Below are 13,378 nucleotides of genomic sequence, written 5' to 3' on the forward strand. Positions count from 1 at the left end.
TATCAGTTTTTTCAATTCTTCACGGGTAATCCATTTTTTAACTTTTAAAGAAGGGGTTCTACTCATGAATAATAATTATGATCTTCATTAGTTAAAAATATTACGTCTTATACTATAAAATAATTTCATTTGTTATTAGATGGAAGCCCTTCTGAAACCATTTTCGAATTAGTTTCATGGGATAAAATAGATGATTTAGAGTCCAAAACGTCTTTCAGGAAATTTCCAGTAAATGTACCGCTCAATGCAACTTCCTCTGGCGTGCCGCAGGCTACAACAAGCCCTCCTTCATCCCCACCTTCAGGTCCAAGGTCTATTATGTAGTCTGCAGTTTTAATAACATCCAGATTATGTTCAATCACAAGTACTGTATTTCCAGAATCTCTTAATTTTCCAAGAACATCTAAAAGTTTCTTAATATCTGCAAAATGAAGTCCTGTGGTTGGCTCATCAAGTATGTACAGAGTTTTACCAGTAGCTTGTCTGCTTAATTCTTTAGAAAGCTTCACACGCTGTGCTTCTCCACCAGAAAGGGTTGTAGCAGGCTGCCCTAACTTTATATAACCAAGTCCCACATCATCAAGTGTTTTAAGCTTTTTATGGATTCTTGGAATGTTTCTAAAAAAATGAAGGGCCTCTTCAACAGTCATGTTAAGAACATCAGCAATGTTTTTACCTTTATATCGAATGTCCAGTGTCTCTCTATTGTATCTTTTTCCTTTACACACTTCACATGGGACATAAACATCTGCTAAAAAGTGCATTTCAATTTTTATTATTCCATCGCCACTGCATGCTTCACAGCGCCCGCCTTTAACATTAAAACTGAATCTACCAGGTTTATAACCTCTTTTTTTAGCTGCAATAGTTTCAGAAAAGATTTCTCTAATATAGGTAAAAACTCCAGTGTATGTTGCAGGATTAGAGCGTGGTGTACGTCCAATTGGGGACTGGTCAATAATAATTACCTTGTCTATGTTTTCAATCCCTAAAATATCGTCGTGTTTTCCTGCATTAACATGTTTTTTGTTGAATTTAGCAGAAAGACCTTTATAGAGCACATCATTTATCAGGGTGCTTTTACCAGAACCAGAAACTCCTGTGACACATGTAAAAACTCCAATAGGTATATTAACATTGATATTTTGAAGGTTATTTTGTTTTGCGCCTTTAACTGTAATGAATTTACCCTCGGGTTTCGTTCTTTTATCTGGGATTTCAATCGTCTCTTTCCCTGATAAAAATCTGCCTGTAATAGAATCTGGATTATCCATTATCTCATACGGTGTTCCAAAAGCAGTAATTCTACCCCCATGTTCTCCTGCTCCAGGCCCTATATCAATCACGTGATCTGCTGATAATATGGTTTCTTCATCATGTTCAACAATAATCAGGGTGTTACCTATATTTTTGAGCTTTTTAAGGGTTTCAATAAGCCTTGCGTTGTCTTTCTGGTGCAGTCCAATACTTGGTTCATCAAGTATATAGAGCACTCCCACAAGCCCTGAGCCAATTTGGGTTGCAAGACGAATCCTTTGAGCTTCTCCACCTGAAAGAGTTCCTGATGATCTTTCAAGTGTGATGTAATCCAGTCCTACGTCTGATAGGAATTTTAAACGCTCGTTTATCTCTTTTAATATTTCTTTTGCTATTAAATATTCCCTTCCAGTTAATTCCAACTCCTCAAAGAACTTTTTAGATTCCTTAACAGGCATTGCAGATACTTCAAAAATAGATCTATTCTCAACTCTAACTGAACGGCTTTCTGGCTTTAATCTTGTCCCACCACATGCAGGACATTTTCTATCACTCATGAACTGTCCAATGTATCCTCTCATGTAATTTGATTTTGTATCCATAAAGAGACGTTCCATCCTCTTTACAACACCTTCAAATTTTCTCCTCACGTGGTGCATTCTATCTTTTCGCTTAAATGTAAAATCTATCCGCCCTAAAGATCCATAAAGAATTATATTCTGGTATTTTTCAGGTAAATCCTTAAAAGGAGTGTCCATACTGAAGCCGTAATGAAGAGCAAGTGATTTAAGCATCTGGTTGTAGTAATTATCCCTGTTTTTGGATTTGCTCCAGGGTAAAATTGCTCCATCATTTAAAGAGAGGGATTTATCAGGCACCACCAGATCTACGTCAATTTCAAGCTTAGTTCCAAGCCCGTTGCACTCAGGACATGCACCATGCGGGCTGTTAAATGAAAATGATCTTGGACTTATCTCTTCAAAGTTTATATTGCAGTCTGTGCAGGCAAAATGTTCGCTGTATGCAATTTCATTCTTTTTACCATTTTTTTCATATAAAATAACAATTAAACCTTCTCCAAGTTCAAGTGCGGTTTCAACTGAATCAGCAAGCCTTCTTTTAAAATCAACATCATATCTTATTATTAGTCTGTCCACAACAACTTCTACTGTATGTTTTTTATTTTTATCCAGATCAATGTCTTCATCAAGACTTAAAACTTCACTATCTACCCTGACTCTTACAAATCCTTTCTTTTTCAGCTCTTCAAATATTTTGTGATGTTCACCTTTCCTGTCTTTAACCACAGGAGCTAAGACCTGTATTTTAGTTTTTTCTTCTTCTTTATAGATATTATCTACAATCTGACCTGATGTTTGCTGTGAAATGGGTTTACCACAGTTATAACAGTGTGGAACACCTATTCGTGCATAAAGAAGTCTTAAGTAATCGTAAATTTCAGTAACTGTTCCAACAGTAGATCTTGGATTCATTTTTGTTGTTTTCTGGTCAATTGAAATTGCAGGAGACAGTCCTTCAATATAATCCACTTCTGGTTTCTTCATCTGACCTAAAAACTGTCTTGCATAAGCTGAAAGAGATTCTACATATCTTCTCTGTCCTTCAGCATAAATTGTGTCAAATGCAAGCGATGATTTGCCTGAACCACTGATTCCAGAAATTACAACAAGCTTATCTCGAGGGATAGTAATATCGATGTTTTTCAGGTTGTGTTCCCTGGCGCCCTTTATAACTATGTTATTTTTTTTAGTGTCCATCTATTTTGAAACTCCCTCTAAAACAGTGATTTTATCTCTGATTTTTGCAGCTCTTTCAAAATCAAGTTTAGATGCAGCTAATTTCATTTCATGCTCTAAATCTTTAATTAGGAGCTGTAGTTCATCTTCAGGAATATTTTCAATATCTGCCATGAGTTCAATTTTATCTTTCTGTTTTTCTTTAATTGTCCTTGAAACTGATTTAGGCGTGATACCGTGCTTTTTATTATATTCCATCTGGATTTTTCTTCTCCTGTTTGTAATATTAACTGCAGACTCCACGGATTTTGTAATTTCATCAGCATATATAATTACCTGGCCATCAATATTTCTTGCTGCACGGCCAATTGTCTGAATAAGAGATGTTTCAGACCTTAAGAAACCTTCCTTATCTGCATCCAGTATTCCAATAAGGGAAACCTCTGGAAGATCCAGCCCCTCCCTTAAAAGGTTAACACCAACAAGGCAGTCGAATTCACCACGTCTAAGGTCGTCAATGATCTCAATACGTTCAAGCGTTCCTATTTCTGAATGAAGATACCTTACTTTAATCCCTATTTTTGCATAGTAATCTGTAAGGTCTTCAGCCATTTTTTTAGTTAAGGTGGTTACCAGTATTCTCTGGTTCTGCTTTATTCTCTTCTGTACTTCTCCTAAAAGATGGTCCACCTGTCCTTTAACTGGCTTAATGATTACTTCAGGATCAACAAGCCCTGTAGGCCTTATTATCTGCTCTACAGTATTTTCACTTCTTTCAAGTTCATATTTTGCAGGAGTTGCAGAAACATATAATGCCTGGTTCATCAGGCTTTCAAACTCTTCAAAGTTAAGAGGACGGTTTTCTCTGGCTGATGGAAGTCTGAATCCATGATCTACGAGAGAATCTTTACGTGCACGATCTCCAGCATACATTCCACCAATTTGGGGCACAGTAACATGTGATTCATCGATTATTGTAAGAAAATCCTCTGGAAAATACTTTATCAGTGTATACGGCATGCTACCCCACTTTCTACCGCTTAAATGAAGTGAATAATTTTCCACTCCAGGACAGTAGCCCATCTCTTCAAGCATTTCCATATCAAATCTTGTCCGCTGCTCCAGACGCTGTGCTTCCAGTAATTTATTCTGTGCACGCAGTATAGTAAGACGATCCTCTAATTCTGCTTCAATGGCTTCCAATGCTCTTTGCATTTTGCTATCAGATATTACAAAGTGTTTTGCTGGAAATATGGTGATTCTATCTATTTTTTTCACCACATTACCCTTTAATGGGTCAATATAAGATATTCCATCAATCTCATCACCAAATAATTCTATTCGGACAGGTAAAGAGCCATGTACTGGAAATATCTCTATAACATCCCCTCTTGCTCTGAATTTGCCCCGTCTAAAGTCTATATCGTTTCTTTCATATTGAATGTGTACCAGTTTTGATAATATATCTTCTCTTTCGTGTATTTCGCCTACCCTCATGTGCAGAAGATGATCTCCATAGTCTTCAGGCGATCCAATACCGTAAATACATGAAACACTGGAAACAACAATAACATCATCCCTTGAAAGAAGTGATTGAGTTGCTGAGTGCCTCATCTGATCAATTTCGTCGTTTATACTGGCTTCTTTATCAATATAAGTGTCAGTATGAGGAATGTAAGCTTCTGGCTGATAATAATCATAATAACTTACAAAATACTCCACAGCATTTTCCGGGAAAAATTCTTTAAATTCCTCATAAAGCTGTGCAGCCAGCGTTTTATTGTGGGAAATAATTAAAGTGGGCTTTTGAATTTCTTTAATTACATTGGCCATGGTAAAAGTTTTTCCAGAACCTGTAACTCCAAGCAGCGTTTGATGTTTTAGTCCGTTATTAAAGCCTTTAACCAGGGAATTTATAGCTTTTGGCTGGTCACCTAATGGTTTATAGTTTGATACTAACTTAAATCCTGTCATTTATCCTTCCTCTTTTAAAAAAGGCTTTTCAAATCAATATTCACCCAAAAAATTCTATGTTACTTCTTCAGTAATAGATTTTGAGTAAGAGCATTTGAAAAGTAATCTGATTCATATTAATATATACATTTTAAGCATCACATTTAGAAAATAATTTAATTTATATTGGCGGATATATTATATAAAAATATGGTATAACGAAAAAGGTGATTATAATTTTAAACGCTTCCATTAAAGAAATTGGAAAAAGCCTTAAAAAAGCTGTAAAATTAGATACAAGTCCTTTAGCAGTTTATGGTTCAGAAAATATACCAGATAATGCTGTACCTATGTGCTCTAATGATAGATGCGTAGCTAAGGCCATACTAATTAATGCGGTGAATAACAAAGAACCTCCACTGTATACAGGGAAAGATACTCTTAAAGGATGTTGCCCTGGAGCAATGATGTACTTTGGATTTACAGAACCTTTAAAGTTCATAAAATACTTTGTCTCAACTGGCAGTGAAAATTTTAGAAAAGGGGAGGCAGAATACTTGAAAGCAAGCCCTGAACTTGTTGAAGAATTTTTAGAATCTGTTGGAAAAATAAAAACTCCTGGAAAATACATAGTAATTCAAAAATGCGAAGATATTAAGGAAGAAGTCGATGTAAAATCAATTTTATGCTTTGGAAATGGAGAACAAATACGTAATTTGAGTAGTCTTATTCATTTCAGGACAAAAAATCCATTCGAAGCTATTAACGTGCCTTTTGGCCCTGCATGTGCTACATTTGTTACATATCCTGCAGGAATGGCTGAAAAAGCTCCCAAAGAAACAGCTTTTTTAGGTCCTGTTGATCCTACTGGAAATGTGTGGTTTCCACCAGAATATATGGCAATAGGAATGCCGTTAGAAGTTGCAGAAAGAATGCATGAAGATCTGGAGGATTCATTTGCTGCAAAAAGACCTGAAGTGGCAAATCCTAAAATAAGAGACGTAATTAACTTTCCTTAAAAATTCATTTATAATCCTTTCTATTCGTTTTAATATCCTTGATTTTTCTTTGCCTAAAAATGACATGAATTAACCAGTACAAAATAATAACATTACAGGGGCGATTAAATGCCAAATCGTTGCAGTAAACCAGATAACCTACCAGATAAACCCGGCGTATACATAATGAGAAATATAGACAACGATGTTCTCTATGTTGGTAAAGCAAAGTCATTGATAAAAAGGGTTAAATCCTATTTCAGTACCCAAGAACATCCTTTAAAAACAAAATTGCTGATGAGTCATTTTCACAATTTAGAATATATTATAACTGATACAGAAAAGGAAGCGCTTATTTTAGAGTCCAATTTCATAAAAAAATACAAACCAAGATACAACATAAGATTAAAGGACGATAAAAGATATCCATACATCAAAATTACCAGTGAAGATTTTCCAAGGGTTCTAATTACAAGAAATGTTAGAGACGACAATGCATATTACTATGGGCCTTTTACTGATACTGGATCTGTTAGAAGAATGATTAAATCCTTAAAAGAACTCTTTAAAATAAGGGAATGCCGAAATATGAATGGACCATGCCTTAATTATCAGATTCACCTGTGTAATGCTCCTTGCAGTGGTAAAATTACAAAAGAATCATATAACGAAATTATAGATAAAATTAACCTGTTTTTTGAGGGTAAGTACAGTGAAATAATTGAAATGCTAAATAAATCAATGTTAGAAGCTGCAAGTAACTGCGAATTTGAAAAAGCAGCGGTTTTAAGGGATCAAATCCAGTCAGTAGACAGTATTTTTGAAAAACAGAAAATAGAATTTGATAGGGGACTTGAACAGGACGTGATAGCCTGTGCATATGATGAAAAAGCAGCATGTGTTGTTGTTTTTTCAATCAGGGACGGAAAGATCACTGGAAAGGATGATTTTTTGATGAGCGGTGTAGAAGATGCCCTTCCAGATAAAATACTTTCAGCCGTCGAAAATCATAGATTTTCGGGGTCCTTGAAAACTTCGTTTTCGGGACATCGAAATTATAAATTTCGAATGCCACGAAATTTTCAATTTCGTACGACCGTCGAAAAAGCAGAGCTTTTGAACGCCTTCCTTAAACAGTATTATATGACACCCCGGCATATACCTTCACAAATAATCATAGAGTACATTCCAGATGAGCTTGATTTAATAAAGGAATGGCTTTCTGAAAAAAGAGGGCGTGAAGTTGATATTAGACTTCCAAAAAATGGTACTGAAGGCCGTCTGATTCAAATGGTTGCAAAAAACGCTGCCATTATAAAAAATCAGGAAAAAGAAGTAAGAGGTGCGTTGTTTGACCTTAAAAAATACCTTAACCTCCCCAAAATTCCAAGGAAAGTTGAAGCCTTTGACATCTCCAATATCAGCGGTAAGCTTTCTGCAGGATCAATGGTGGTTTTTGAGGATGCTGTGCCTAAAAAAAGCAGGTACAGACGGTATAAAATCCGGATGGATGGGCCTGATGACTATGCAATGATAAGAAACGTTATAAAAAGGAGATACAGTAAAATTTCTCCAGGGGAAAATGATAAAAAGCCTGACCTGATTCTTGTAGATGGAGGTAAAGGACAGCTTAACGCAGCCTTAGACGTATTAAAATCCCTTGGTCTTGAAGATATACCAGTTATCGGTCTTGCTAAGGAATTTGAAAATGTATTTGTACCTGGAGTTTCAAATCCCATTATTTTGCCGCGTAATTTGGAAGCATTACATCTTTTACAGAGAATAAGGGATGAGGCGCATCGTTTTGCAGTTACATACCATAAGAAACTGAGATCCAAGGAGCTGAGGCATTCTATACTTGATGAAATAAAGGGAGTGGGAGAAAAACGAAAAATAAATCTTTTAAAGCATTTTGGAGATATAGAAGGCATTAAATGTGCAGATATTAATGAGATTGCAGAAGTTGAAGGTATTAACAGGAACCTGGCCCATATTATTTACAAGCACCTCCATGGAAAAGGCTATTAAAAGAAGTTGATTTTTCAATTTAGATAGCTTGAAAGTTAACCAGAGGGCAAAATATTAATATGTTTTAAATATGAAACATATGATGGATATGTCGTCTGTTAAAATTCTTGTTGTTGAAGATGAAAGCATTGTGGCCATGGATTTAAGACATCGGCTGGAAAATATGAATTATACAGTGCTTGCAGTAGTACCTTCTGGAGAGGAAGCAGTAGAAAAAGCTGCTCTAATGCGACCTGATTTAATTTTGATGGACATTGTACTTAATGAAAAAATGGACGGTATTCAGGCGGCGCAAATAATTAAAGACAATTATAATATTCCTGTTTTGTATTTAACTGCTTATTCTGACGAGAAAACATTAAAAAGAGCTAAAATAACCGGTCCGTTTGGTTACATTATCAAGCCTTTTGAAGACAGGGAATTACACAGTGCAATTGAAATAGCACTTTACAAGCATGAAATGGAGACAAAACTTAGAGCTAACGAAAAATGGCTTTCCACCACACTTGAAAGTATAGGAGAAGCAGTAATAACCACAGATGAAAAGGGATACATCACATTCATGAATCCCATGGCTCAAAAAATTACTGGGTGGAGTCAGGAAGAAGCAACTGGAAATCCACTTGAAAACATCTTCAGAATTATTGATGAAAAAACAGAAGAACCAGTTGATTTATCAATAGATGCTCTTCTTAAAAAAAATTCAGTAACCAGTGTAAACGATAATATACTTCTTATAACCAAATACGGCACTAAAGTGCCTGTTAGCAATACAAATGCTCCAATAACAGATGATAAGAACATAAAAACAGGTATAGTACTTGTTTTTCAGGATATTACTCAACGAAAAAAAGCTGAAAAGGAAAGAGAACAATTATTAAAGGAAAAGGCCAGAAGCGAACTTTTTGGTTTTCTTTTAAGCGCAATACCTGTTTTTGCATCCAGTATTCCACCCCAAATTAGAAATAATATAGCAAAAAGCTTTGCTGACCGATTTGAAAAAAATATGAAACCTGGATTTGAGGAGAGTATTTCTAAATGCCTTTCTTTTAAATTATCACCCTCCAGTGAAAATGTTTTTAGCTGTTATATGGACTGGATTGAAGGATTTTTATCAAATTTAGGGATTGAAGTTAAAGAACTGTCCAGAGAGAAGAAACTAATAGTATTTTCTAACTGCCCCTGGGAAAAGGAAGCGCGTTACAGTCCCATGTTCTGCATTATTTGCAGGATAATTGTTATACGCAGTTTTACATGGACATCCATCAGGGGTCATGTAGAACATGTTTCATGCATGGCTGAAGGAAGCAAAGGATGTGCTTTTCAATTTATTTTATCTGAAGATACTGCTTAAATTAATCTAAAGGAAGTGTAAAATTGGAAAGAATAAAAACAGGAATATCAATATTTGATGAAATTACAGGAGGATTTCCAGCAGGAAGAACCATGCTTATTACAGGCGATGCAGGTTCAGGTAAAACAATATTCGGGCTGCATTTTGCAAAAAATAGCTGCGATCAGGGGCTTAAAACTGCATATATTACTACAGAAGAAGATGCACATGACCTTAACCTTCAGGGAGACTCTTTTAACTGGAATTTAAAAGAGTATCAGGAAAAGGGGCTGCTCAAATTTATAGAACTTGCAGAAATTAGAGCAAGAGTTACTGAGGCTGAAATAAGCATAAATATTGATACTGTGAAGGGAAACTTTGCAAAAATAATTGAACACATCCCCGGTGATATTAAAGTTGTTATAATTGATAATTTAAGTGGTTACACTGCTAAATTAACTCCCTATGAATTTAGAGATCGTTTAGATCACCTGGTATTTGAATTAAAAAAGAGGGATATAACCACTCTCCTTATATTAGACAGTGCCACTTCCAATGAATTTAATGAACTTGCCCTGTTTTCAGTTTACGGTGCAATAAAACTGATGAAACGTGAAAATCCATACACCGGCCGAAGAGAAAGAGTGATGGATATAGTGAAAATAAGAAGTACCAGAACTCCCATACAGTTCATGACATATGAAATTAATTCTAAAGGACTTGAAATATTGTCAAGAGCTGAAAAAATAGGATAATATTATTTTAGGTACTGATCCTTTTATTGGTTTATGTTTTTTGTGGTATGGGAAGGTTGGTAATTCTTTTAGGGTCCAGATGTGGTCTGTGACTATGTATACGTCATAGGAGTTCTTTTTTTGATATTTCCTGAATATTTATCCTCTTATATGTGTTTTACAAGGTTTTTCAAGGAGTTGTGTGGTCTTCAAAGAAGTATTTCAAAAGGTCACTATCTAATCTTAAAAAAATAAAAAAATAAAAAATAAAGGGTTTTAAGTCTTGAAATTATCTTTTTAGTTCTTTTTAGACAATATCATTCCAGCAAGAACTAATAGAATCGCTAGTAACATTCCGCCAATAGGAACTCCTGTTGGTTGCATTGGAACTGCTGCATGCGTAATTGGAGTTACTGGTGCAGACTTAATTGGAGTTACTGGAGTTACTGGCTCTGGTGCTGGACCTACAGTTACAGTGGTGTTTGCTTGGTTGTTTGTGGTGTTTTGATCGTAGTTGGTTCCGTTTATAGTTGCAGTGTTGGTTAGTTGGGTGTTTGAAGCAATAACTTGTGCTATGATGTTCAGTACTGCGGTTGCGTTGGTTGCTAAGTTTCCAATAGTCCATATTCCGGTTGTGGAATTGTAATTACCGTCAGCTGATATGAAACGTAGTCCTGCAGGTAATAAATCAGTTACAGTTACTCCTGTAGCGTTATCCGGCCCATGATTACGTGCGGTTAATGTGAATGTGACATTATCCAGGTAATTAGGATTAGGATTGTTCACTGTTTTGCTGATTCCAAGGTCTGAAGCTGCATTTACAGTTACAGTGGTGTTTGCTTGGTTGTTTGTGGTGTTTTGATCGTAGTTGGTTCCGTTTATAGTTGCAGTATTGGTTAGTTGGGTGTTTGAAGCAATAACTTGTGCTATGATGTTCAGTACTGCGGTTGCGTTGGTTGCTAAGTTTCCAATAGTCCATATTCCGGTTGTGGAATTGTAATTACCGTCAGCTGATATGAAACGTAGTCCTGCAGGTAATAAATCAGTTACAGTTACTCCTGTAGCGTTATCCGGCCCATGATTACGTGCGGTTAATGTGAATGTGACATTATCCAGGTAATTAGGATTAGGATTGTTCACTGTTTTGCTGATTCCAAGGTCTGAAGCTGCATTTACAGTTACAGTGGTGTTTGCTTGGTTGTTTGTGGTGTTTTGATCGTAGTTGGTTCCGTTTATAGTTGCAGTATTGGTTAGTTGGGTGTTTGAAGCAATAACTTGTGCTATGATGTTCAGTACTGCGGTTGCGTTGGTTGCTAAGTTTCCAATAGTCCATATTCCGGTTGTGGAATTGTAATTACCGTCAGCTGATATGAAACGTAGTCCTGCAGGTAATAAATCAGTTACAGTTACTCCTGTAGCGTTATCCGGCCCATGATTACGTGCGGTTAATGTGAATGTGACATTATCCAGGTAATTAGGATTAGGATTGTTCACTGTTTTGCTGATTCCAAGGTCTGAAGCTGCATTTACAGTTACAGTGGTGTTTGCTTGGTTGTTTGTGGTGTTTTGATCGTAGTTGGTTCCGTTTATAGTTGCAGTATTGGTTAGTTGGGTGTTTGAAGCAATAACTTGTGCTATGATGTTCAGTACTGCGGTTGCGTTGGTTGCTAAGTTTCCAATAGTCCATATTCCGGTTGTGGAATTGTAATTACCGTCAGCTGATATGAAACGTAGTCCTGCAGGTAATAAATCAGTTACAGTTACTCCTGTAGCGTTATCCGGCCCATGATTACGTGCGGTTAATGTGAATGTGACATTCTGCAGGTAATTTGGATTAGGATTGTTCACTGTTTTGGTAATGCTCAAGTCAGAGGTGTCTACATCTAATCCTCCTACAGGAACCTGTGCTTCAGCTTCGGCGTGTCCAATTATCAAATTAACCAGACCCTCGCCAAGAAGGCCAAGAATCTGTAATCTTAAAGCATCACCAGATGCTCGGGCATAAGTACCATCAGGAGTTGTAGTCTCTTCATCAGCACCTAATGAAAGAGTTAGCACGTGTAGGTAGAAAAGACCAAAATCAATACCGATATCAACGCTTCCATCGGCAGTTAATTGTGCTAATATACTTTCACCAAATGCTCTAATATCTGCTACTTGCCAGTTGAAGTCTGCAATAGCGCCTCCAGGATTTCCATTCACAGAAGCTATTGCATTTGTTTGTAATGCTTCGATTTCCAATAAATTGAAACCCAATAGAGTTACAGTTATATTGGCTGCTCCAGAGTTTGAAGAACTCACCAGTAAGCCTGTATTAAAGTTAGGAATTACGCTACTATCTGCAGTTATAGCATCTACATTTAAGGACAATAAACTGATTAAGAGCTGTATACCTAAATCAAGTGATGCTACGTCACTTCCTCCACTTGATTCTGGTGGATTTATGCTTGAATAAGCAGTAGCATTTAAAAGCCCTACATCAAGCCCTAAACTTAGTAGGAGAGCATCTAAAGTAGCATTAGCACTTACGTCGAGTCCTCCATATTTGTAACCCTCATTACCTGTGGAATATACATCTAAAAGCCCTGATAACAAACTACCACTTAAAAGCCGAACTTCTAAAGGTGTACCTCCACCATTAGAATAAGGTGAATTTGTACTATTTACCCATGCACTTGACCTTCCAGCATAGATATCTAATAATATACTGGGAAGCGCGCCTACATTTAAAAGGTAACTAGAAGCATTGCCACTGTATGTGGGTAATTCATAGAGCCTAAAATTTGCAGTACCATAAAGATTAGGATCACCTGGATCAGAACTCGGAGTAACTGTTATTGTTTTTGCTATTGGGACGTAACCTAACTTATTTGCAATTACTATGAAAACCGTGTTGGTATCTATGAAATTTACAGAATAACTCCCATCATCATTTGTCAATGTTTCAGATACTAAAGTACCGTTTTGAAGGTGTACCTTTATTGAAGCATTTGCCAGTCCATTATTGGTAGAATTATCCAAAACTATAGTTAATTACGAAACTTATTTAACTGATTAATTACAGATATTCTTCTATGGCAGGGAAAAGCAAAATTAAAATTGAAAAGCATTTATCGATTAAAGAGTTGGATGAGATTATTTCTGGGCTTAAAATTGATGTTAAGGTTTATCAAAGGGCTATTTTTTTGAAAATGGTCATGCAAAAAAAGCCTATTTCACATGCAGCAGAATTTGTGGGTGTTACTAGAGAAACTGGATTCAATTGGCTGAAAAAATATAATGAAAAAGGTTTTGATGGTTTAATTCCCAAATATGGTG

8 protein-coding genes are annotated in these 13,378 nt (G+C 36.1%); 5 read left to right on the forward strand and 3 right to left on the reverse strand.

The window, feature by feature from the left end:
• Nucleotides 1-125 precede the first annotated feature (125 nt).
• Together uvrA and uvrB are read right to left on the reverse strand one after the other, a co-directional pair.
• The gene (gene uvrA, locus PQ963_09060) at nucleotides 126-3,035 is read right to left on the reverse strand and encodes an excinuclease ABC subunit UvrA (protein MEN4029814.1); all 2,910 of its coding nucleotides are present in this window, start codon (nucleotides 3,033-3,035) and stop codon (nucleotides 126-128) included.
• Nucleotides 3,036-4,988, reverse strand: coding sequence for an excinuclease ABC subunit UvrB (gene uvrB, locus PQ963_09065; protein MEN4029815.1), 1,953 nt, complete (start codon nucleotides 4,986-4,988; stop codon nucleotides 3,036-3,038). It abuts the gene before it with no gap.
• A gap of 206 nt (nucleotides 4,989-5,194) precedes the next feature.
• Here uvrB and PQ963_09070 point away from each other — a divergent pair, with 206 nt between their 5' ends.
• The 4 genes from PQ963_09070 (at nucleotide 5,195) to PQ963_09085 (ending at nucleotide 10,081) form a co-directional block, all read left to right on the forward strand.
• Nucleotides 5,195-5,986 carry a DUF169 domain-containing protein gene (locus tag PQ963_09070; protein MEN4029816.1) on the forward strand — a complete coding sequence of 264 codons (792 nt, stop codon included), beginning with the start codon at nucleotides 5,195-5,197 and terminating at the stop codon, nucleotides 5,984-5,986.
• 108 nt (nucleotides 5,987-6,094) lie between these two features.
• Nucleotides 6,095-7,993, forward strand: a complete 1,899-nt coding sequence (uvrC, locus tag PQ963_09075; GenBank protein MEN4029817.1) for an excinuclease ABC subunit UvrC — start codon at nucleotides 6,095-6,097, stop codon at nucleotides 7,991-7,993.
• Between the two features lie 70 nt (nucleotides 7,994-8,063).
• Nucleotides 8,064-9,347, forward strand: a complete 1,284-nt coding sequence (locus PQ963_09080) for a methanogen output domain 1-containing protein (GenBank protein ID MEN4029818.1) — start codon at nucleotides 8,064-8,066, stop codon at nucleotides 9,345-9,347.
• A 23-nt stretch (nucleotides 9,348-9,370) separates the two neighbouring features.
• A complete protein-coding gene (locus PQ963_09085; protein ID MEN4029819.1) occupies nucleotides 9,371-10,081 on the forward strand; it encodes an ATPase domain-containing protein in 711 nt (236 codons plus the stop codon).
• Nucleotides 10,082-10,357: 276 nt separating this feature from the next.
• Here PQ963_09085 and PQ963_09090 read toward each other — a convergent pair whose 3' ends face one another.
• Nucleotides 10,358-13,081: a DUF11 domain-containing protein gene (locus PQ963_09090; GenBank protein ID MEN4029820.1), complete on the reverse strand. Its 2,724-nt coding sequence runs from the start codon at nucleotides 13,079-13,081 to the stop codon at nucleotides 10,358-10,360.
• Between the two features lie 104 nt (nucleotides 13,082-13,185).
• Here PQ963_09090 and PQ963_09095 point away from each other — a divergent pair.
• On the forward strand, nucleotides 13,186-13,378 hold a 193-nt coding region (locus PQ963_09095), incomplete at its 3' end, for a helix-turn-helix domain-containing protein (GenBank protein MEN4029821.1).

It is taken from the genome of Methanobacterium sp. (assembly GCA_039666455.1).
Classification (GTDB): domain Archaea; phylum Methanobacteriota; class Methanobacteria; order Methanobacteriales; family Methanobacteriaceae; genus Methanobacterium_D.